The sequence below is a fragment of the Methylocystis sp. S23 genome, from assembly GCF_054106005.1.
The window spans coordinates 1,497,769-1,518,160 of the sequence record NZ_CM134185.1; the positions used below are offsets into that span (position 1 = coordinate 1,497,769).

Consider the following 20,392-nt stretch of genomic DNA (forward strand, 5'->3'; position numbering starts at 1 on the left):
ACGCTTCGCGAAATTTTGCGGCGCCATGCGGGGTCCGCAGGCGCCGGGTCGAATCACCGAGACGGGCGCTCGGAAATTTGGGATCATAACATCCGTGATCGGCGCGTCGGCGCATAGAGACCTCCGCGTCTCGGCCGCGACGGTCCGCCGCTTGTCGGAAAGGGCGGAACGAGATGTCCCTGAGAGTTTCAGGCAAGAACATGAATATCGGCGAAGCGCTGCGCATGCATGTCGCGCAGCGGCTGGAGCAGGCCGCCTCGAAATATTTCGACGGCGGAATCAGCGGCCATGTCACGATCGCGCCGGAGGGCTCGGGCTATCGCGCCGATTGCAGCCTGCATCTGACCTCGGGCATCGTTCTCCAGGCGGACGGCCGCGGCCAGGAGCCCTACGCCACTTTCGACCAGGCCGCCGATCGGCTGGAAAAGCGCCTGCGCCGCTATAAGGAGCGGCTGAAGAGCCATCATGACGGGCACGCCCCCGAGGCGCCGGAAGTGGTGCCCTATCAGGTGCTCGAAGCGCCGGATCAGGAGAGCGAGGCGCCGGCCGAGTTCAGCCCCGCCGTCGTCGCCGAGACGACCACGAGGCTGCGCCGCCTGTCCGTCTCCGCGGCCGTGCTCGATCTCGACCTATCCGGCGCGCCGGTCCTGATCTTCCGCCATGCGAATACCGGCCGCGTCAATATTGTCTATCGGCGCAGCGACGACAATATCGGTTGGATCGACACGCCCGCGGGCGATTAACGCCCATCAAAAGGCGCTTTCGCGCGGGAGAAGAGAAACGCCGCCGCGTCCGGAGATTCGCGGTTTCCTCGGCATGTATCTTGCGATTTCCTTCTCGGGCGCCGCCGTCCGGCTGAAGGGCGGGGTTCTCCAATGTTCAACGGATAGGTCGACGCATGCGGCTCACGGATCTAGTCACGCCGGAAGCAGTCATCGCCACCTTGAAGGCGACGACCAAAAAGCAATTGCTTCAGGAGTTGAGCGATCGGGCGGCGAGGCTCTCCGGCCTGCCGGCGCGCGAGATCTTCGACGCGCTGCTGCACCGCGAGCGTCTTGGCTCGACGGGAATCGGCGAGGGCGTCGCGATCCCGCATGGCAAGCTCGCCAAGGTGAAGTCGATTTTCGGGATTTTCGCCCGGCTCGAGCGGCCGGTGGAGTTCGAGGCGCTGGACGGCGCGCCGGTCGATCTGGTGTTTCTGCTGATCGCGCCCGAATCATCCGGCGCCGACCATCTCAAGGCGCTTGCCTGCGCGGCGCGGATGCTTCGCGACCCTGGCCTTGTCGCAACCATCCGCGCCACGCGAGACCATGACGCGCTATACTCATTAATCGCGCAGCGTTCCAAGCCCTACGCCGCGTAACGCTTTATAGGAAGGCGTCGCCTCTTAAGCCGACGCCCGCTTCTGCCCGCCGCCGTGAGAGGCGTGTCCGCCCTTACGGCCTGCTTCCGACGCGAGCGTATGGTCGCGCGAGAAGCTGCGCTTCGCCGGATTCACGCTCTGCCCGCCCTTGCGCCCGGCGCGCGCCGCAAGCTCGGGATTCTGCGAAAAACTGCGCTTTTCGTCGGGGACGCTCTGCCCGCCCTTCCGTGCGATCGCGCGCTGCTTCTCGGGATCCATCGACGCAAAGCCTCGATTGGACTTCTTCACTACTTCCTGCATGGTCGCCTCTCTTGCCCCCAGCGCCACGCGTATAACTTGCCTAACCGGCCAAGGTTTCTGCAATCGTGGAATATACGTAGCCAAGCTTGCGGAGGCGGAAAAACCTATCAGGAAAAATACTTACTTTACGGGATCGGCGGCCGGCCGGCCCCGCCTCAGACCTCCCGCCGCTGCGACCTGCGGTTGAAGAACAAGGCCTGGCTGATCACCGCCTTGAGGCTCTCGACGCTGAAGGGCTTGGTGACGAGGAAGGCCGGCTCGGGCGGCGCGCCCGTCAGAAAGCGCTCGGGATAGGCGGTCACGAAAATCACCGGAGTCGACAGGGCGTCGAGAATCTCGTTCACGGCGTCGAGGCCGGAACTGCCGTCGGCGAGCTGGATGTCGGCGAGAATCAGGCCGGGCCTCGCGGCGCCGATGGCGGCGACGGCCTCGCGATGGGTGCGCGCCATGCCGACGACCGAATGCCCCAGTTCCTCCACAATGCTGCGCAGATCATGGGCGATGAGGGGTTCGTCCTCGATGATGAGGACATCCGTCGCGATCTGATCGGCGATCTCGGCATTGGCCGCGTCGATGAGATCGGCGGCGTCGCGTTCCGAGACGTCGAGCGTGTCGCCCACCTGCTCGAGATCGAACCCTTCCAGGGCGTGCAGCAGAAAGGCGATGCGCGGCCGCAGCGAAATGGCGTCGAGATTGCGGCGCGCGCCGGTTTCCTCGCCCTCCCCGGCGGGCGCCGGGAGCAGGACCGGCGCCGCGGCCCACACTTTTAGGAACTGCTTGTAGAGGGAGACCCGAAGATCTTCATTTTCCTTTAGTTTCCGGGGGTCCGCGACGATGGCCTCGAGCGTCGCCAACACATAGGCGTCGCCGCCCTCGCGGGCGCCGACCAGCGCTCTCGCAAAGCGCCGAAGATAAGGCAGGTGACCCGAAATCTCTCGTGAAACCGACATGTTACGCCACTCCGGAGGCGACCCAGAACGGAAAGGAAGCGCAATCATGACCGCTGCGTCAAAACAACACGCACAATTTAAGGAACCAATCCCTGAGCGCGGCGTTTTGCTTTCCGTGCAGCGCACTATATCGCGCGACGAAATAGGTCCGCCACAGAAAATCATGGCTTTGCAGATCGGGGGCTCCATGGTGAACAACAATCCGGAGAATGCCGCCGCGCGCGCCCAGTCCGACGAGGACCGCGCGGAGACGCGTCATTTTTCCGGAACGCTTTCCCGCGGCGTGGCGGCCATCGCCGCCGGGCTCGGAGCGGGCGCCGGCGCGTCGCGGCGCGGCAATGGGCGCAAGGAGGCGCCGGACGCGAACGGCATGACCCCCGGCGGTCTCAGCCTTTGTGCTTCTGAGAGGACCAATAAGAAGATGCGCAATGTCGACTTCGGCGACGCGATCGGCAAGGAGCTTCAGAATCTCTATGACGATCTCGTCGCCCAGCCTGTCCCTGATCGCTTTCTGAATCTTCTGAACCAGCTGGAAAAGAATATGGTATCCTCGGGCCTGTCGAACGGCGCGCCCGGGGAGAGAGAGTGAGCGCAGACGGACCGACCGCCACCGAAGGCAAAAGTCTGAAGGCGGATCTGATCGCGGCCATCCCGAGCCTGCGCGCCTTCGCCGTCTCCATTTGCGGCAATTCCGACCGCGCCGACGATCTCGTCCAGGAGACGCTCGTCAAGGCGTGGGGGAGCCTCGATTCCTTCGCGGAGGGCACCAACCTCACCGCGTGGCTCTTCACCATTCTGCGCAATATCTACTACAGCGAATTCCGAAAGCGCCGGCGCGAGGCGCCCGATCCCGACGGCGCGGCCGCCGCGAAGCTGATCGCGCCGGAATCGCAACATGCGCATATGGACTTCCTCGATTTTCGCGAGGCCTTGCAAAAGCTGCCGCTCGATCAGCGCGAGGCGCTGATTCTCGTCGCCGCCCAGGGCATGTCCTATGAGGAAGCGGCCGAAATCTGCGGCTGCGCGCCCGGCACCATGAAAAGCCGGGTCAATCGCGCGCGCAACCGCCTCGCGGAGCTCATGTCGCTGCCGCCCGGCGCGTCGCGGGAGGGCGAGACGCGCGCCGCGGCGCTCTCGACCGTCGGCCGAGATTGAACGCCGGCGGGAAATGCCGCATAGGGTGCCTCTGAAACGCCCCGCATTCGGCGCGGCGCCGAGCCGCGCGCCTATCGAGCGAGACCGATGACAGAAGACAGCCGCATTGAACGCGATTCCTTTGGCGACATCGCCGTGCCGTCCTGGGCCTATTGGGGCGCGCAGACGCAGCGTTCGCGCGAGAATTTCCCCATCGGCGGCGACCGCATGCCGATCGAGATCGTCCATGCGCTCGCGCGCGTGAAGCTCGCCGCCGCCAAGGCGAATGAGAAGAAGGGGCTTCTCAAGAAGGAGATCGCCGACGCCATTTCCGTCGCCGCGCAGGAGGTGATCGACGGCAAGCTCGACGAACATTTCCCGCTCGTCGTCTGGCAGACGGGCTCCGGCACGCAGACCAATATGAACGTCAACGAAGTGATCGCCAACCGCGCCAATGAGATGCTCGGCGCGCCGCGCGGCTCCAAGGCGCCGGTGCATCCCAACGATCACGTCAATCTCGGCCAGTCCTCGAACGACAGCTTCCCGACCGCCATCCATATCGCCGGCGCGCTCGCCATTTCCGGCAAGCTGCTGCCCGCCGTCGAGCGGCTGCAGGCGGCCTTCGAGCGCAAGGCCTCGGAGTTCGCGCATATCGTCAAGATCGGCCGCACCCATTTGCAGGATGCGACGCCGGTGACGCTCGGCCAGGAATTTTCGGGTTACGCCGCGCAGGCGAAATATGGCGCGGCGCGCATCCGCGCGGCGCTGCCGGATCTTCTCGCGCTGGCGCAGGGCGGCACGGCCGTCGGCACGGGCGTCAACACGTTCAAGGGATTCGGCGAGGAAGTCGCCGCGCATGTCGCGCAGCAGACGGGCCTTCCCTTCGTCTCGGCGCCCAATAAGTTCGAGGCGCTCGCGGCGCATGACGCCGCTGTTTTCGCGCATGGCTCGCTGAATTCGCTGGCCGCCGGCCTCTATAAGATCGCCTGCGACATTCGCCTGCTGGGCTCCGGCCCGCGAGCCGGCTTGGCGGAGCTGAAACTCCCCGAGAATGAGCCGGGCTCGTCCATCATGCCTGGCAAGGTGAACCCGACCCAGGTCGAGTCGCTGACCATGGTCTGCACGCGCGTCTTCGGCAACAACGCGACGATCACCTTCGCCGCCTCGCAGGGCCATCTCGAGCTCAATGTGCTGAAGCCCGTCGTCGGCTTCGCGCTGCTCGAATCGACCATTCTGCTCGCCGACGGCGTTAATAGCTTCGTCACGCGCTGCGTCGACGGCGTCGAGGCGGATGAGGCCAATATCCGGCGCTTCCTTGAACGCTCGCTGATGCTCGTCACCGCGCTCGCGCCGAAGATCGGCTATGACGCCGCCTCCAAGATCGCGCGCGCCGCGCATAGGAACGGCACGAGCCTGAAGGAGGAGGCGCTCGCTTCCGGCAAGGTGACGGAAGCCGAGTTCGACGAGATCGTGCGCCCCGAGAAGATGCTCGCGCCGAACGACTGACGGAGAGAGAAAGGCGGGAGGATAAGCGCTGGGGAACGACTTCTCCTCCCGCCTCGGCCGGAAGCTCGCCCTATTCCAGCCCCGCCTCCGGCGTCCGCTTTTGCGGCGGACGCTCCGATCATTAAGCCCGCTTGCGGGAATCTGGCGTGCGCCGGCGCACAAGCCCTATTGCCGCCACAAATCTGATAAGGAGTTCGCGAAGCATTGGCTCGCATTCTCTCCCTTCGGCCCGTCGGACGCCTTCTTTCATGCGGATGATTCGCGCTTGCCTCGCCGTGCTTCTCGTCCTGGGCGCGGCCGCCTGCGCGGGACGGCCGCATGGCGTTCTCATTCCGACTCACTATGAAGCGCCGGGCGCCGGCATTGTGAAACTGATGGTCGCGACCACGCGCGCGCCGGACGAATCGCAGCCCGGCGAAATGTTCTCCGGCGAACGCGGGACCACGCTTTCCTTCGCGGACATCGCCGTTTCGATTCCGCCGGACGCCTATCGCAAGGTCGGCGAGGTGCAGTGGCCGGAGAGCGCGACGCCCGATCCGATGCGGGAATTCACGACGGTCGAGGCGCATGTTCTGAGCCGCGACGCGGCGCTCGCCGAATTCAACCGGCGCATTGCGAGGACGCCGAAACGGCAGGCGCTGGTCTTCGTCCACGGCTTCAATACGCGCTTCGCGGAGGCCGTCTACCGCTTCGCGCAGATTTCCCATGACTCCACGGCGGATGTGACGCCCGTGCTCTTCACCTGGCCGTCGCGCGGCAAGCTCCTGGCCTATGGCTACGATCATGAAAGCGCCAGCTATTCGCGCGATGCGCTGGAGAGCCTCCTGGCGGCGCTCGCCCGCAATCCCAATGTCGGCGAGATTTCCATCCTCGCGCATTCCATGGGCAATTGGGTGACGCTCGAGGCGCTGCGCCAGATGGCGATCCGCGATCGCGGCCTGCCGACCAAGATCAAGAACGTCATGCTCGCCGCGCCCGACGTCGATTTCGACGTGTTCAAGCGGCAGATCGCGGCGATGGGCGTGCGGCCGTCGCTCTTCACCATTTTCGTGTCGCGCGATGACGAGGCGCTCGCCGTCTCGAAGCGCGTCTGGGGCGACAAGCCGAGGCTCGGCGCCGTCAATCCCCAAGCCGAGCCCTATCTCGACGTGTTCGACCGCGACCGCATCCAGGTCGTCGATCTCACGGATGTCTCCTCGGGCGGCGGCGACGCGCTCGGCCACACTAAATTCGCCGAGGCGCCGGCCGTGGTGCGCTCCATCGGCGCGCGGCTCGCGACGGGTCAGTCGCTCAATGACGGCCAGGCCGGCGTGGGCGAGAAGATCGGCATGGTCGCCTCCGGCGCCGCCTCCACCGTTGGGGCCGCGGCCGGGGCCGCGGTCGCGGCGCCTTTCGCCATCGTCGATCCGCGCACGCGCGAAAATTTAAGCGATCATTTCGAGAATGTCGGGCATCACGCCGGCCATACGTTCGAGCACGGCGCGAGCGTCCTCCGCGAACCCGCGCCTTGAACCGCGCGTCATTGCGAGCGGAGCGAAGCAATCCAGAGCCGCGGCAAGGCTCCTCGATTTTGCTTCGTCGCGTTTTTTCTAAGCCGGGATATGCCCGACTTCGTCGAAGTGAGACGCGCGAAGAATTAACGGGACCTCCCCGTCCCTCGCCTTCCTCGTCGCCCGCTAGAACGGCGCGTTCTTCGCCGCCGCCACGTAAGCGTCGGCGTCTTCCTTCAACAGCAGCCGCTCCTTGACGAGCTTGTCGGCGACGACGCGCATGGTCGCGACGAAATAGGCGCGCGATCCGTAGCGCTCGACCAGGGAAAGGCGGGGGTCGCCGGTCTTTTTGCGCTCGGCCTTGGTCGAGGGAAAAGGGATCGCCGCGCCCGCCATGCAGGGTGGGCCGTTTCTGTCCTTTTGCGCGGCGAAACCCGTGACGGTCGCGACGGGCAGCGCTTGGTCGGGCAGGCGCAAGCCGGAGGTTTCGTTACCGTCGGCGTCGATTTTTGGCGTAAGCCGCTCGCCCGCCGGCGGCGGCGGCAGGCCGGGGATTTTCGGCCAGATCAGCGCGCTCGCCTTTACGAGATCGGCGGCCGTGGGCGCGCGAGAGGCGGGCGGTTTCACGCCTCTCGTCCAATCGTCCAGCACGACAAGCAGGGCGCGCAGCGCCGGACCTTGTGACCGCGCATTGACGGGCGCCGCGCAATTGACGGCCGCGCCCGCAACGGTTCCCGCGATGAAGAAGCTTCGGCGATTCTCGGGCTCCGGCCCGGAAGCCGCCGGGCGCGGCGCCGCGCGCCAATAGGCGTCGCCGCCCCAGACCTCGATGCGGCGCGGAGCCTGTGCGGCGCCGGCGGCTGCGTCCTGCAGCAATAGGCCGTCGAAAAGAGCGCCGGCCTCGACGAGCGCGGCGCCGATCTCGCCGCTCCCATGCGCGAGAACGCGCCTGGCGCCGGTCATCTCGCGCAGCCGGGGCAGGAGATCGCGCAAGGCCTGGGCGCGGACGGGCGCGGGAAGGGCGTTCAGATCGAGCGCGGCGACGCTCATGCCGCGCGCCTGCGCGAGAGGCGCGAGATCGCTTTGCTGCGCGAGATCGACGAAGAGCGCGCCGCCCGGCGCGGGCGCGGCGCCGCGCAGCAATTTGAGGGGCGGCGCATATGCCTTGCCGTCGATTTTCAGCGAGGCGCGAAGGTCCACGCCGGCCTCCTCCAATTTCAGAAGCTCGGCCCGCGCCGGGAGGCAGAAAAAGACAGCAAGCAAAAACAGCGCTCTACCCATGCGAATGGATTCCGTCGCTCGCGCGCGCCCATGCTGCGGCGACCTCCAGATCGCTCAGGAAGCGCGTCCATTCTCTTCGCTTATCCTCTTCTTCCTGGAGACGCAGCAGAAAAGAGGGGTGGATGGTGGCGAGGAATTTCGCTCCCTGGTCGATGTCGGCGAGGCGGCCCCGCAGCCGCGAGACCGGCTCGGAGCGCCCGAGCACGCCCCTTATCGCGGTCGCGCCCATGGCCACGATCAGGCCGGGGCCGACCAAAGCGCGCTCCCGCTCGAGCCACCAGCGGCAGGCGTCGACCTCGCCGGCGTCCGGCCTCTTATGCAGGCGGCGCTTGCCGCGCGGCTCGAATTTGAAATGCTTGACGGCGTTGGTGACGAAGCATTCGTCGCGGGGCAGGCCGACCTTGGCCAGCGCCTTGTCGAGCAGGCGTCCGGCGGGGCCGACGAAGGGGCGGCCCGAGAGGTCCTCGACGTCGCCCGGCTGCTCGCCGACCAGCATCACCCGCGCCTCGCGCGGCCCTTCGCCGGGCACGGCCTGGGTGGCGTTGCGATAGAGGGGGCAGCGCGTGCACGCTTCCTCCTCGCCGGCCAGCGCCGCGAGGGTCATGATCTCGGACATGCGGACGTAACGCCGCCAGGGGCGAGAGGTTCGCGGCGCCGCGCGCCGCGCCGGGCGGAGAGCTTACAGCTTCGCGACGAAATGCGCGAAGGCGAGCGAGCCCTCGGGCCAGGGGCCGTGGCCGCTGTCGACATTGATATGGCCGGCGTCGCCGGCGTCGATGAATTGCGCGCCAATGTCCTCGGCGAGATGGCGGGCGAATGGCGGATCGGAATAAGGGTCGCTATTGCTGCCGACCACCACGGCGGGGAAGGGAAGACGCGCGCGCGGAATGGGAAGGAAGTTCTGATCGACGCCCGGCAGCTCCCGAATAACCTGCTCCGAAGGCGGCGCGACGATGAAGGCTCCGGCGATTTTATTGCGCAGTTGCTGCGCAGCATGGAGAGCGGCGACGCCGCCGAGCGAGTGGGTGACGAGCACGGGCGGCTTCGTCGCCGCAAGGATCTCCTGGGCGATCTTCTCGGCCCATTCGGCGCGGGTCGGCTTCAGCCAGTCCCGCTGCATCACGCGCCGCGCTGTCGAGAGCTTCCGCTCCCAGCGGCTCTGCCAATGCTCCGGGCCGGAATTGAGATAGCCCGGAATGATGAGGATCTCGGCTTCGGCGGCGCGCATCAGGCGGCGGGCTTCAGAAAGGCGCCGGCAAGCGCGTCCCGGATGAGCTTGCGGGAATTGGCGACGCCGTAAAGCGCCACGAAGGAGCCGAAGCGCGGGCCCTTCTTCTCGCCGAGCAGCACCTCATAGAGCATGTTGAAGAAGTCGTTGGAGACGCCCGGCCGGTCCGGCGTCGCGCCCTTGGCGTTGGCGTCCTGATAGCGCGGCACGGCGCGGGCGACGTCGTAGAGCGCCGTCTGAATGTCTTCGGCCGTCGCGTCTTCGCCCAGCGCCGCGAGCGTCGCGTCGATCCTGGCGAGCGCCTCGCGCTCGACCTCGTCGGGCGCGCGATATTGCTTCGCCGGCTTCACGAAGTCGCGAAAGTAAGCGACGGCGTAGCCCACGAGCTTATCGAGACGCGGATGGTTCTCGGGGCTCGCCGCGGGCGCGTAGCGCTTAAGGAAGCCCCAGAGCACGGCCGGATCCTCGGCGTTGGCGACGGCGGCGAGATTGAGCAGCATCGAGAAGGAGACGCTCGTCCCCTTGGCCTCGCCGCCATGTTCGAGCGTCTCGGGCGGCGGCGGATTTCCCGAATGGATGTGCCAGACGGGATTGCCGAGGCGGTTCTTCCAGTCCTGCCGCTGATAGGCGTCGAGAAAGTTCAGATAGTCGTCGACATTGCGCGGAATGACGTCGAAATGCAGCCGCTTCGCGGCGGTCGGCTTCTGATACATGAACTGGGCGAGCGACTCGGGGCTGGCGTAGGTCAGCCATTCCTCGATCGTCAGGCCGTTGCCCTTGGACTTCGAGATCTTCTGGCCCTTCTCGTCGAGAAAGAGCTCGTAATTGAAGCCCTCCGGCGGCCTGCCGCCGAGGGCGCGGACGATCTGGCCGGAGAGCTTGACCGAATCGATCAGATCCTTGCCGGCCATTTCATAGTCGACGCCGAGCGCATACCAGCGCATCGCCCAGTCGGGCTTCCATTGCAGCTTGCAATGGCCGCCGGTGACAGGAGTCGTGAATTTTTCGCCGGTCTCGGGGTCTTCCCAGTCGATCGTCCCGGCCTCGGCGTCCATGCCGGCGAGCGGGACCTGCATGACGATTCCCGTCCGGGGGTGGATCGGCAGAAAGGGCGAATAGGTCGCCGCGCGCTCCTCGCGAAAGCTCGGCAGCATGATCTTCATCACCGCGTCGTAGCGGGCGAGCATGTGCTTCAAGGCGGCGTCGAAGCGGCCGCTTTTGTAATAGTCCGTCGCGGAGGCGAATTCATAGTCGAAGCCGAAGGCGTCGAGAAAGGCGCGCAGCCGCGCATTATTATGCGCGCCGAACGAGTCGTGCGTGCCGAAGGGGTCCGGCACTTGCGTCAGCGGCTTGCCGAGATTGGCGGCGACCAGCTCCTTGTTCGGGATGTTGTCCGGGACTTTGCGCAGCCCGTCCATATCGTCCGAAAAGGCGATGAGGCGCGTCGCGATCCTGCCTTCGGTCAGAACCTCGAAGGCGCGGCGCACCATGCTGGTGCGCGCCACTTCGCCGAAGGTGCCGATATGCGGCAGGCCGGAAGGGCCGTAGCCCGTTTCGAACAGCACGGATGTCTGGCCGCTCGCCTCGACCCGTTTGACGAGCTTCTTCGCCTCCTCGAAAGGCCAGGCGGGCGAAACGCGCGCGGCGTCGAGAAGTGCGGGCGAAAGGGCAATCGGAGCGGACATGGGTTTTGCGTAGCCGTTGAGCGATATGGGGAAGCGTGGCACAGTAGGGAGCGGCGTAAAGAGCGTCAACGGCGGCGCGTCGCATTGTTTATCATGGGAGCCTTCAGGCTCAACCCTGGCGCCTAGCCTGCGTCAGTCGCTTTCTTAGAAGGCCTTACGCCGATGCTCCATCATCTTTCGCTTGCAGTCACGCAACTCGATCGTTCTGCGCGCTTTTACGACGCCGCGCTGGCTACGCTGGGCTATCGCCGCGTTTGGTCTGACGATACGGCGGTCGGCTATGGCGTTGAGAATCGCGACGACAAGTTGGCTATAAAGCTGCGGCCGTCGCCGCCACTGGTTCCGGACGGATTTCACGTCGCCTTCGCCGCGCCAAACCGGGCGGCGGTCGACGCCTTTTACCATGCCGCTCTTGCCCAAGGGGGCAGTGATAACGGACCACCCGGGCTGCGCCCAAAATATGCGCCCGACTATTATGCGGCTTTCGTAATCGACCCTGACGGATGGCCTCTCGAAGCGGTGGTCATAGGACTCTAAAACTCGACTTTGGTGTCGCGCGAGAAGCGCGAAATAAAATTACGCAAAGCTCGATTGCCAAAAAACAGAAGGCGGAGGCCCTCTTTCGAGCGACCTTCGCCTTCGCAGTGTGGCCATTGACCTTGCGGCCGGGGGGACGCTGGCTCGTCAGTTGGCGCAGGTCACGCTGCGCATGTAACGGACGCGGCCGCGCTCATCTGTGCTTGGTTTCAGAACGAGCGTGCAATCTTCGTCCTCTGCGCCATAGGCGCGTCCCACCCGGATCGCCGGTCCACGCGCGAGCGGACGCAGGCCGTCGTCATTGAGGCTGACCGCCGCCTGGACGGCGGCGGCGGACTGACTCTTGGCGGCCGGCGCGGTGGGGGCTGCGGCAACGGCGGCGCACAGACCAAAGGCGACGGTCACACCAAGGACAATCCGTGACGTGCGGCTTGCGAACGGGCTTTCGCGCGTAACGGCCATAAGGGCCCCTCCCAATAGGGTTGCGACAGGACTTCCCCCTCGGCGCGTACTGGACACGCTCGCCGCCTTGGGCGTTCCTCTTCTTGTTGGCAGGGAAACGCCGAGCCCGAGAAATGGTTGCATCGGCGCCACAAAAATTTTTTTCTGCTTCGGCGGCCGTCACAATTTCGCCTTATGGCCGAGGCGCCGTCGGCCCCGGGAAAGACCCTGTCGATAGGCCGGCTAATTCCGCTCCAGCCGCGCGATCAGGCTCGACGTGTCCCAGCGCTTGCCGCCCATCGCCTCGACCTCCGCGTAAAACTGGTCGATGAGCGCGGCGGCGGGGAGCCTGGCGCCGTTGCGGCGGGCTTCCGCCAGGCAGATCGCCAGGTCCTTGCGCATCCATTCCACCGCGAAACCATGGTCGAACGCGCCGGCGAGCATGGTCCGGGTGCGGTTCTCCATCTGCCAGCTCTGCGCCGCGCCGTTCTTGATGAGATCGATCACGGCCTCGGCGTCGAGCCCGGCGCGCTTCGCGAAATGCAGCGCCTCGGAGAGGCTCTGGATCAGGCCGGCAATGGCGATCTGATTGACCATCTTGGTGAGCTGTCCCGAGCCCGGCGGCCCCATCAGCCGGCAGGCGCGGGAATAGGCGGCCATGACCGGCTCGGCTTTGGCGTAGATCTCGGGCTCCGCGCCGCACATCACGGTGAGCTGGCCGTTCTCGGCGCCCGCCTGCCCGCCGGAGATCGGCGCGTCGATCGCGCCGAGACCGAGCTTCTTCGCTTCCGCGTAGAGCTCCCGCGCGACCTCGGCCGAGGCGGTGGTATGATCCGCGAAGATCGCCCCCGGCCTCATGCCGGAGAAGGCGCCGTCCGGCCCGAGCGTCACGGAACGCAGGTCGTCGTCATTGCCGACGCAGGAGAAGACGAAGTCCGCGTCCTCGGCGGCTTGCCGGGGGGTCGGCGCGAAAGCCGCGCCGTGCTGCGCGGCGAATTTCTCCGCCTTGGCGGCGGTGCGGTTGTAGACGGCGACCCGGTGGCCGGCGCGGGCGAGATGGCCGGCCATGGGATAGCCCATGACGCCGAGGCCGATAAAAGCGACATTCTTGGATTGGGACATGAAATCAGCCGCCCGTCATGCTCATATGGCGCGAAACCGCCGGGGTTAGCGTCGCGCGGTCGATGATGAAGTCGTGGCCCTTAGGCTTGCGGCGAATCGCTTCCTCGATCGCGGCATGGAGGAGCTGGTCGTCGGCGCTTTCGCGCAGGGGCGCGCGCAGATCGGCCGCGTCCTCCTGGCCGAGGCACATATAGAGCGCCCCGGTGCAGGTGACGCGCACGCGGTTGCAGCTCTCGCAGAAATTATGGGTCATCGGCGTGATGAAGCCGACGCGCCCGCCGGTCTCCCCGACGCGCATATAGCGGGCCGGGCCGCCGGTGCGGTAGTCGATCTCGTCGAGCGTGAAGGCCTCGGAGAGCTTTTCGCGCACGGCGGTCATGGGGAGGTATTGATCGACGCGCGCCGGCCCGTCCAGCTCGCCGAGCGGCATCACCTCGATGAAGGTCATGTCCATGCCGCGCGCATGGGCGAAGCGGACGAGGGGAACGAACTCGTCTTCATTCACGCCTTTCAGGGCGACCGCGTTGAGCTTCACCTTCAACCCCGCTTTCAGCGCCGCCTCGACGCCGGCGAGCACCCGGGCGTGGTCGCCCGTTCGGGTGAGCGCCCGGAAGCGGTCGGGGTCGAGCGTGTCGAGCGAGACATTGACGCGCGCCACGCCGCAATCCACGAGCTCCGAAGCGAAGCGCGCGAGCTGCGAGCCGTTGGTGGTGAGCGTGAGCTCTTCGAGCCTGCCGGCGACGAGATGGCGCGAGAGCGCGCGAAAGAGCTTCATCACGTCGTGGCGCACCAGCGGCTCGCCGCCGGTGATGCGCAGCTTCTTCGCGCCGCGCGAAACGAAGGCCGTGCAGAGCCGGTCGAGCTCCTCCAGCGTCAGCAGGTCCTTCCGGGGCAGAAAGGCCATATGCTCTGCCATGCAATAGACGCAGCGGAAATCGCAGCGGTCCGTCACCGAGACTCGCACATAGGACACCGCCCGGCCGAACGGATCGACGAGCGGCGCGGGCGCGGCGGCGGCAGGCGTTTGCGTATGGGCGTTCATACCGGCGTTTCCCCGACGGCTGTCCCGCCGTCTTGAGCCCTTCATATATTGCCGTCGGCAAAGGTCGTGAAGCCCGAGCAATTTCTATGCATCCATCGAAGACTTCGATTGCGCGCGCTTCCGGTCGCAAGGCGGGAGGCGCTATTGTCGGTCAGCGACATTATTTTGGGAGCCTTCCGTGACCGCCGATCCCTGGCCCACCGAAATCCGCGTGCTCGACAATGGCCGCAATCTCCGCGTCGCCTTCGACGACGGGGCGAGCTTCACGATAAGCGCGGAGCTCTTGCGGGTGAGGAGCCCCAGCGCCGAGGTGCAGGGCCACTCGCCGGCCGACCAGAAGACGGTCGGCGGCAAGCGCAACGTCGCCATCATCGCCGTCGCGCCGGTGGGCAATTACGCGATCCGGCTCGATTTCGACGACATGCACCGCACCGGCATCTATACGTGGCGCTATCTGCGCCAGCTCGGCGAAACCGCCGAGGCGAGCTTCGCGGCCTATCTCGACGAGCTGAAGGCGAAAGGGCTCGATCGGGACCGGCCGGGGGAGGCGTGAGCCGGTCTGTTTCCGCGTCATCGCCGGACTCGACCCAGCACATCCGCCAAGTCCCGTCATTGCGAGCGTAGCGAAGCAATCCAGGGCAGCCATAGCGGCTCTGGGTTGCTTCGCCTTCGGCTCGCAATGACGACCCTTCGGCGGCGCAGGACGCGTTCAAAAGCAAGAACGGCGTTTTACCGCGTCACGACCACTTTCGTCCCCACCCTCACGCGGTCGTAGAGGTCGGTGACGTCGTCATTGGTCATGCGGATGCAGCCCGAGGACACGGCCTGGCCGATCGTCTCCGGCTCGTTGGAGCCGTGGATGCGGTAGAGCGTGCCGGAGAGATACATGGCGCGGGCGCCGAGCGGGTTGTTGAGCCCGCCTTCCATATGGCGCGGCAGGTCGGGGCGGCGCCTCAGCATCTGCGCCGGCGGCGTCCAGTCGGGCCATTCGCGCTTGCTGGAGATGTAGCGCACGCCCGCCCATTCGAAGCCCGGGCGGCCGACGCCGACGCCGTAGCGAATCGCCTGGCCGTTGCCGATCACGTAATAGAGACGGCGCTCGCTCGTATTGATGATGACGGTGCCCGGTGCATAGCCGCCGTCGAAGGAGACCATCTCGCGGGGAATGGCGACCGCCTGCGGACGGCCCTGGCCGCCGGCCGGCGCGGAGGCCGGCGCGCCGCCGAACAGCTCGGTCAGCGGATCGGTTTCCGGCTGCGGCGCGGCGACGCCCTGCGGCAAGCGCGCGCCGAAGCCGGCGAGAATGCAGAGCGATGCAAGGACAAGCCGTCGCATGAGAATCCCTTGTTCGATAGTGGAGAAAGCCGGCGGCCGCGCAGAAGCAATTCGGCGTGGCGGCGTGTCTGCGACGATTAGTCTCGCAGGCGCGCCCCCTTCGCAAGGGCGAAGCGCGCCGCGCGCCGGCCGGCCCCGCGTTTCCCGCCCGGTAGTGGCGCCCCTGCAACAGTCGCCTTCTCGCGCGCGATCTAGAACTTCAGCGTCGTCGCCTGCTTGACGCCCGGAAGCGCGCGGATCGCCGCGAGCGCGTCTTCCGGCGGCTCGCCATCGACCGCGACGAGCGCCACGGCGCAGCCGCCGGGCGCGTCGCGCCCCAGCGCGAAGGTCGCGATGTTGATCTCCGCCGCGCCGAGCAAGCCCGCGAATCGGCCGATAAAGCCGGGCCGGTCCTCGTTCTGCGTATAGATCATCGACGGCGCGAATTCCGCGTCGACGCCGATCTCGCCGATCCGCATGATTCGCGGCTTGCCGTCATGGAAGACCGTGCCGGCGACGCGGATCTCCCCTTCCGCAGTCTTGGCGACGAGGGTGAGAAGCGATTCATAGCCGCTCTGCGCCTCGCGCGTCACTTCCTCCACCGCGATCCCGCGTTCCCTGGCGATGGCGGGCGCGGATACCGGATTCACGTCCTCGAGGATCGGCTTCAACAGGCCGGAGAGCGCCGTCGCCGTCACGGCTTTCGTTTTTTGCTGCGCAATATGGCCTTCGAAAACGATGGAAAGCGTCTCGACGCCGGAGCGCGCGATCTGCCCGGCGAAGAGGCCAAGCTTCTCGCCGAGCGTCACGAAGGGCTTGAGGCGCGGCGCTTCTTCGGCCGTGACGGACGGGAAGTTGACGGCGTTGGCTACGGCGCCGCGCGCCAGATAGTCCGACATCTGCTCGGCGATCTGCAAGGCGACCTTTTCCTGCGCCTCGACGGTCGCGGCGCCGAGATGGGGCGTGCAGACGACATTGGCGCGCCCGAAGAGCGGGTTCTCGATCGCGGGCTCGACCGCGAAGACGTCGAGCGCGGCGCCCGCGACATGGCCCGAATCCAGCGCGGCGGCGAGGGCCGCCTCGTCGAGAAGCCCGCCGCGCGCGCAATTGACGATGCGCGCGCCCTTGCGGGTCTTCGCCAGCGCCTCGGCGGAGAGGATGTTTTTCGTCTGGGCCGTGAGCGGCGTGTGCAGGGTGATGAAATCGGCGCGGCCGAGAAGGTCGTCCAGTTCGACCTTCTCGACGCCGATCGCCTCGGCGCGCTCCTCGGTGAGGAAGGGGTCGTAGGCGACGACCCGCATTTTGAGTCCCTGCGCCCGGTCGGCGACGATCGCGCCGATATTGCCGCAGCCGATGACGCCCAGCGTCTTGCCGGCGATCTCGACGCCCATGAAGCGGTTCTTCTCCCATTTGCCGGCCTGGGTCGAGGCGTCGGCGGCGGGGATCTCGCGGGCGAGCGCGAGCATCATGGCGATGGCGTGTTCGGCCGTGGTGATCGAATTGCCGAAAGGCGCGTTCATCACGATTACGCCCCTGGCCGTGGCGGCCGGGACGTCGACATTGTCGACCCCGACGCCGGCGCGTCCGACAACCTTCAGCCTTCCGGCGCGCGCCAGAATGTCGGCCGTCACCTTGGTCGCGGAGCGGATGGCGAGACCGTCATAGGCGCCGATCGCCGCCGCGAGCCTTGCTTTGTCCTTGCCAAGCGCGGGCTCGAAATCCGCCTCGATCCCGTGCCCGCGGAAAATGTCGATTGCGGCGGGGGAGAGGGAGTCGGAGATGAGGACGCGGGGCGGCATGGCGGGCTCCGATGGGGCTTGTCGGTCGGAAGATGAGCAGGTATCTATTGTTGGTAGATACTCTCAAAGGCGGAGGTGACGATGGCGACGGCGAAACTGTTCCAGCACGGCCGCAGCCAGGCCGTTCGTTTACCCAAGGAGTTCCGGCTGCCGGGGACGGAGGTGCGCGTCAGCAAGGTGGGCGACAAGGTCGTTCTCGAGCCGCTGGAATCCGAGCCCTTCGATGTCGACGCCTGGCGACGGCGGTTGGATGCTCTCGGCGCGAAGGACTTTTTCCCCGAAGGCATCCCCGACGATCCGCCGCTTCGGCCCGACGAGTCTATTTCATTCGACTGACGCTTTCCATGTTTTGCCTGGATACGAACGCAGTCATTTTCGCGCTCAACGGTCGGCGTGCAGGCTATGCCGAGCGGCTGGCGGATGAGCTACGGGCCGGGACGAAGCTGATTGTTCCGTCCATCGTTTTGTTCGAGCTCTCTTACGGGATCGCAAAAAGTCGGCAGCCCGAAAAGGCCCGAGCGCTTCTCGTTGAATTTCTCTCCGCCGGGTTCGAACAGCCAGCCTTCGACGCGGAGGACGCGCGTGAGGCCGGCGACATCCGCGCCCATTTGGAAGCGCGCGGCGCCCCGATAGGCCCCTTCGATGTTCTTATCGCCGCGCAGGCGCGGCGGCGGCGCGCTGTGCTTGTCACCAACAATCGCCGCGAATTCGACCGCGTGCCGGGTCTAATGGCGACGGACTGGGCGGATTAGACCGCCTCGGCCGTCGCTGTCGCCTCCGCATAGGCCCAGTCGAGCCATTGCGTCAGGATCGCGACGTCGGACGCCTCCACCGTCGCGCCGCACCAGATGCGGAAGCCGGGGGGCGCGTCGCGATAGGCGCCGAAATCGTAACCGGCGCCTTCCGCCTCGATCATGGCGACCATCGTCCTGGCGAGCGCCGCCTTCTCCGCCTCGGTCCGGGCCGCGCTCATGTCCGAGAAGACGAGGCAGACGCCGGTGTTGGAGCGCGTCGCGGGGTTCTTGGCGAGATGGTCGATCCAGGGCGTCCTCGCGACCCAGTCGGCGACGACTTCGGCCGAGGCGTCGCAGCGCGCGCGCAGCGCCGGCAGCCCGCCGATCGACTTCGCCCAGGCGAGCGTGTCGAGATAATCCTCGGTCGCGAGCAGCGAGGGCGTGTTGATCGTGTCGCCCTCGAATATGCCCTCGATCAGCCTGCCCTTATTGGTGAGCCGGAAAATCTTCGGCATGGGCCAGGGCGGCGTGTGGCTTTCCAGACGCTCGACCGCGCGCGGCGAAAGGATCAGCATGCCATGCGCCGCCTCGCCGCCCATCACCTTCTGCCAGCTATAGGTGGTTACATCCAGCTTGGCGAAGTCAAGATTCTGCGCGAAGGCGGCCGAGGTCGCGTCGCAGATCGTCAGGCCCTTGCGGTCCGCCGGGATGAAATCGGCGTTGGGCACGCGCACGCCCGCCGTGGTGCCGTTCCAGGCGAAGACGAAGTCGTTGTCGAAATCGATCTGCGAGAGATCCGGCATCTCGCCGAAGGCGGCCGTGAATTTGCGGGCGTTCGGCAGCTTGAGCTGCTCCAGCACGTCGGTCACCCAGTCGGCCGAGAAGCTCTCCCAGGCGGCGACATCCACGCCGCGCGGGCCGAGCAGCGACCACAGCGCCATCTCCACCGCCCCGGTGTCGGAGGCGGGCACGACGCCGATGCGATAGTCGGCGGGAACCTGCAGCACCTCGCGGGTGAGGCCGATCGCCTGCCGGAGCTTCGCTTTGCCGGCGGGCGAGCGATGCGAACGACCGAGCGCCGCGCCTTTCAGATTTTCGAACGACCAGCCGGGACGCTTGGCGCAGGGGCCGGAGGAAAAACGGGGATTGGCCGGCTTGGCGCCGGGCTTGGTCGTAGTCATGGATGTCCTGCCGATAGCGCGGGAAGTGATAAAGTCGCCCCGCGCTACGCTGTCGTCATGTAATCGTCAAGACTCCGCGGCGACGCGGGATCAGCCGCGCACCGAGAGCTTGCGATAGGGATTCTCCAGGCCGGTCTGATAGACATGGCCATATTCGGTCTTTTCATAGGAGACCGTTTCCGCCGGCAGGGCGATCGCGAGCGACAGAACTTTGAGCGGAAAGCCCGGCGTCGCGGAAATGCTTTCGCATTTGATCTCCGTCGCGCCGGCGCCGACCGAAAAATCGGCCACGACCGCGCCGTCCGCCGAGAACGCGCGCGCCCAGCCGGGGGTTCCGACATGTTGCGCGAGGACAGGGTTCTCCGCGAAGACGGGTGCTTTGGCGTCGTCGAAGGCCGGGCTCGCGAAGACGTATTCGGCGAGAGGCGAGCTGCGGGTGATCTTGTGGTCGGGCGACGGCGGGCGGCCGACGGAATAGAGGATCAGCTTGCCGCCCGAAAGGGCCGCCTCGATCTGCTCCGCGGTCGCGCTGGCGAAGCTTTCGGCTAGTCTCATTTCTCGCACTCCTTTTCGTTGAATCTGTCGCATCTGCGACAAAGCGGCTCGGGGAGGGGCCGTCCGGCGCGCTTTCCGCAAGCCTTGTGCCGTCGCGCTCCAGGGCGACCGCCGCTGGCGCGATTTTTTCTAGGGCGCGCGGCGAAAAAGCAGGAGCCGCTTTTCGCGAGACGCGCGCGCCGGACTTTGGGATGATCGCGTTTTCTGCGATTGGAGGATCCCGCCCGCTCAGGGCGCGATGTGAGAGGCGGCAAAAGAAAAACAAGGAGAAACGCGATGAGCGGGGAGACGGAGTACAAATATTTTCTCACTTATAGCGGGGTGCGCATGCCGCTGAAGCTGGTCGAGCCGCTGAAGGCGGCGGAGCTCGGCAACCGCAACACTTATTTCCGGGTGACCTATGATTCGGCCGGACGCCTCGCGACCTGCGAGAAGATGGTCTATGGCGAGGTGGAGCTTTCGCATCGATACGCCTATCGCGACGACGGCTCGCTGGCCCATGCCCGGATCGAATTGGGGGACGAGGTCACGGAGGTCGATTGCGACGAGACGGGCGCCCCCCTACGTTCCTGAGCGCAAAGGCTTCAGGAGGCCCTCATGAAACGCGCCGCCAAAACGCCGCCTTACCGGCTTCTCGCCGCCGCGCCCCTTCGTCTGGCGATCGGCGATCGCGGTCCGGAAGGCGGGGCTCATTGCGAGGGGGCGGAGGCGCCGGGGTAGCGGTCGGCCG

General features: G+C 66.3%; 25 protein-coding genes. 12 read left to right on the top strand and 13 right to left on the bottom strand.

The genetic code is table 11. The annotated features are described in order from the left end of the window. The first annotated feature begins 173 nt into the window (after positions 1 to 173). Together hpf and ptsN are read left to right on the top strand one after the other, a co-directional pair. Positions 174 to 743 carry a ribosome hibernation-promoting factor, HPF/YfiA family gene (gene hpf / locus ACV7JP_RS07415; RefSeq protein WP_457798587.1) on the top strand — a complete coding sequence of 190 codons (570 nt, stop codon included), beginning with the start codon at positions 174 to 176 and terminating at the stop codon, positions 741 to 743. Between the two features lie 155 nt (positions 744 to 898). Continuing rightward, on the top strand, positions 899 to 1,363 hold the full coding sequence (gene ptsN / locus ACV7JP_RS07420; protein WP_457798588.1) for a PTS IIA-like nitrogen regulatory protein PtsN: 465 nt from the start codon (positions 899 to 901) through the stop codon (positions 1,361 to 1,363). Positions 1,364 to 1,387: 24 nt separating this feature from the next. Here ptsN and ACV7JP_RS07425 read toward each other — a convergent pair whose 3' ends face one another. Then, entirely contained in the window at positions 1,388 to 1,663 is a 276-nt protein-coding gene (locus tag ACV7JP_RS07425; protein ID WP_457798589.1) for a con-10 family general stress protein, read from the bottom strand. 155 nt (positions 1,664 to 1,818) lie between these two features. After that, entirely contained in the window at positions 1,819 to 2,613 is a 795-nt protein-coding gene (locus ACV7JP_RS07430) for a response regulator (protein ID WP_457798590.1), read from the bottom strand. Positions 2,614 to 2,659: 46 nt separating this feature from the next. Here ACV7JP_RS07430 and ACV7JP_RS07435 point away from each other — a divergent pair, with 46 nt between their 5' ends. The 4 genes from ACV7JP_RS07435 (at position 2,660) to ACV7JP_RS07450 (ending at position 6,764) form a co-directional block, all read left to right on the top strand. Then, entirely contained in the window at positions 2,660 to 3,202 is a 543-nt protein-coding gene (locus ACV7JP_RS07435) for a NepR family anti-sigma factor (protein ID WP_457798591.1), read from the top strand. Further along, positions 3,199 to 3,768, top strand: coding sequence for a sigma-70 family RNA polymerase sigma factor (locus ACV7JP_RS07440; protein WP_457798592.1), 570 nt, complete (start codon positions 3,199 to 3,201; stop codon positions 3,766 to 3,768). The genes ACV7JP_RS07435 and ACV7JP_RS07440 overlap by 4 nt, the downstream gene beginning before the upstream one ends. 87 nt (positions 3,769 to 3,855) lie before the next feature. Then, positions 3,856 to 5,253: a class II fumarate hydratase gene (gene fumC, locus ACV7JP_RS07445; RefSeq protein WP_457798593.1), complete on the top strand. Its 1,398-nt coding sequence runs from the start codon at positions 3,856 to 3,858 to the stop codon at positions 5,251 to 5,253. Between the two features lie 248 nt (positions 5,254 to 5,501). Further along, positions 5,502 to 6,764: an alpha/beta hydrolase gene (locus ACV7JP_RS07450; RefSeq protein ID WP_457798594.1), complete on the top strand. Its 1,263-nt coding sequence runs from the start codon at positions 5,502 to 5,504 to the stop codon at positions 6,762 to 6,764. 165 nt (positions 6,765 to 6,929) lie between these two features. On the opposite strand, the gene ACV7JP_RS07455 is transcribed toward ACV7JP_RS07450, so the two are convergent. The 4 genes from ACV7JP_RS07455 to ACV7JP_RS07470 all read right to left on the bottom strand — a co-directional run bounded on the left by ACV7JP_RS07455 (position 6,930) and on the right by ACV7JP_RS07470 (position 10,937). After that, positions 6,930 to 7,943 carry an alpha/beta hydrolase domain-containing protein gene (locus ACV7JP_RS07455; protein WP_457798595.1) on the bottom strand — a complete coding sequence of 338 codons (1,014 nt, stop codon included), beginning with the start codon at positions 7,941 to 7,943 and terminating at the stop codon, positions 6,930 to 6,932. A 73-nt stretch (positions 7,944 to 8,016) separates the two neighbouring features. Continuing rightward, positions 8,017 to 8,640: a UdgX family uracil-DNA binding protein gene (locus tag ACV7JP_RS07460; protein ID WP_457798596.1), complete on the bottom strand. Its 624-nt coding sequence runs from the start codon at positions 8,638 to 8,640 to the stop codon at positions 8,017 to 8,019. A 63-nt stretch (positions 8,641 to 8,703) separates the two neighbouring features. Then, complete coding sequence (locus ACV7JP_RS07465) at positions 8,704 to 9,252, bottom strand: RBBP9/YdeN family alpha/beta hydrolase (protein WP_457798597.1); 549 nt, start codon at positions 9,250 to 9,252, stop codon at positions 8,704 to 8,706. Next, a complete protein-coding gene (locus ACV7JP_RS07470) occupies positions 9,252 to 10,937 on the bottom strand; it encodes a lysine--tRNA ligase (RefSeq protein WP_457798598.1) in 1,686 nt (561 codons plus the stop codon). The genes ACV7JP_RS07465 and ACV7JP_RS07470 overlap by 1 nt, the downstream gene beginning before the upstream one ends. A gap of 162 nt (positions 10,938 to 11,099) precedes the next feature. On the opposite strand from ACV7JP_RS07470, the gene ACV7JP_RS07475 reads away from it, so the two are divergent. Next, a complete protein-coding gene (locus ACV7JP_RS07475; RefSeq protein WP_457798599.1) occupies positions 11,100 to 11,474 on the top strand; it encodes a VOC family protein in 375 nt (124 codons plus the stop codon). A gap of 147 nt (positions 11,475 to 11,621) precedes the next feature. On the opposite strand, the gene ACV7JP_RS07480 is transcribed toward ACV7JP_RS07475, so the two are convergent. The 3 genes from ACV7JP_RS07480 to moaA form a co-directional block, all read right to left on the bottom strand. Continuing rightward, positions 11,622 to 11,936, bottom strand: coding sequence for a hypothetical protein (locus tag ACV7JP_RS07480; RefSeq protein ID WP_457798600.1), 315 nt, complete (start codon positions 11,934 to 11,936; stop codon positions 11,622 to 11,624). Positions 11,937 to 12,158: 222 nt separating this feature from the next. Then, positions 12,159 to 13,037 (bottom strand): NAD(P)-dependent oxidoreductase, encoded by an 879-nt coding sequence (locus ACV7JP_RS07485; RefSeq protein WP_457798601.1) that lies wholly within the window; start codon positions 13,035 to 13,037, stop codon positions 12,159 to 12,161. A gap of 4 nt (positions 13,038 to 13,041) precedes the next feature. Next, positions 13,042 to 14,079 carry a GTP 3',8-cyclase MoaA gene (gene moaA, locus ACV7JP_RS07490; RefSeq protein WP_457798602.1) on the bottom strand — a complete coding sequence of 346 codons (1,038 nt, stop codon included), beginning with the start codon at positions 14,077 to 14,079 and terminating at the stop codon, positions 13,042 to 13,044. 178 nt (positions 14,080 to 14,257) lie between these two features. Here moaA and ACV7JP_RS07495 point away from each other — a divergent pair, with 178 nt between their 5' ends. Then, the gene (locus ACV7JP_RS07495) at positions 14,258 to 14,632 is read left to right on the top strand and encodes a gamma-butyrobetaine hydroxylase-like domain-containing protein (protein WP_457798603.1); all 375 of its coding nucleotides are present in this window, start codon (positions 14,258 to 14,260) and stop codon (positions 14,630 to 14,632) included. A 176-nt stretch (positions 14,633 to 14,808) separates the two neighbouring features. Here the strand turns inward: ACV7JP_RS07495 and ACV7JP_RS07500 are convergent, their stop codons facing one another. Continuing rightward, positions 14,809 to 15,414 carry a L,D-transpeptidase gene (locus tag ACV7JP_RS07500; protein ID WP_457798604.1) on the bottom strand — a complete coding sequence of 202 codons (606 nt, stop codon included), beginning with the start codon at positions 15,412 to 15,414 and terminating at the stop codon, positions 14,809 to 14,811. A gap of 191 nt (positions 15,415 to 15,605) precedes the next feature. Continuing rightward, complete coding sequence (gene serA / locus ACV7JP_RS07505; protein ID WP_457798605.1) at positions 15,606 to 17,192, bottom strand: phosphoglycerate dehydrogenase; 1,587 nt, start codon at positions 17,190 to 17,192, stop codon at positions 15,606 to 15,608. Positions 17,193 to 17,273: 81 nt separating this feature from the next. Here serA and ACV7JP_RS07510 point away from each other — a divergent pair, with 81 nt between their 5' ends. Both ACV7JP_RS07510 and ACV7JP_RS07515 read left to right on the top strand, forming a co-directional pair. Beyond that, on the top strand, positions 17,274 to 17,528 hold the full coding sequence (locus ACV7JP_RS07510; protein ID WP_457798606.1) for an antitoxin: 255 nt from the start codon (positions 17,274 to 17,276) through the stop codon (positions 17,526 to 17,528). A gap of 8 nt (positions 17,529 to 17,536) precedes the next feature. Next, positions 17,537 to 17,944, top strand: coding sequence for a PIN domain-containing protein (locus tag ACV7JP_RS07515; protein ID WP_457798607.1), 408 nt, complete (start codon positions 17,537 to 17,539; stop codon positions 17,942 to 17,944). Here the strand turns inward: ACV7JP_RS07515 and ACV7JP_RS07520 are convergent. Both ACV7JP_RS07520 and ACV7JP_RS07525 read right to left on the bottom strand, forming a co-directional pair. Then, positions 17,941 to 19,107 carry a phosphoserine transaminase gene (locus ACV7JP_RS07520; protein ID WP_457798608.1) on the bottom strand — a complete coding sequence of 389 codons (1,167 nt, stop codon included), beginning with the start codon at positions 19,105 to 19,107 and terminating at the stop codon, positions 17,941 to 17,943. The genes ACV7JP_RS07515 and ACV7JP_RS07520 overlap by 4 nt on opposite strands. A 90-nt stretch (positions 19,108 to 19,197) precedes the next feature. Further along, the gene (locus tag ACV7JP_RS07525; RefSeq protein WP_457798609.1) at positions 19,198 to 19,662 is read right to left on the bottom strand and encodes a hypothetical protein; all 465 of its coding nucleotides are present in this window, start codon (positions 19,660 to 19,662) and stop codon (positions 19,198 to 19,200) included. Between the two features lie 276 nt (positions 19,663 to 19,938). Between ACV7JP_RS07525 and ACV7JP_RS07530 the strand changes: the two genes are divergently transcribed. Then, the gene (locus ACV7JP_RS07530) at positions 19,939 to 20,235 is read left to right on the top strand and encodes a DUF6156 family protein (RefSeq protein ID WP_457798610.1); all 297 of its coding nucleotides are present in this window, start codon (positions 19,939 to 19,941) and stop codon (positions 20,233 to 20,235) included. Positions 20,236 to 20,259: 24 nt separating this feature from the next. After that, positions 20,260 to 20,382, top strand: a complete 123-nt coding sequence (locus ACV7JP_RS07535; protein WP_457798611.1) for a hypothetical protein — start codon at positions 20,260 to 20,262, stop codon at positions 20,380 to 20,382. Positions 20,383 to 20,392 lie beyond the last annotated feature (10 nt).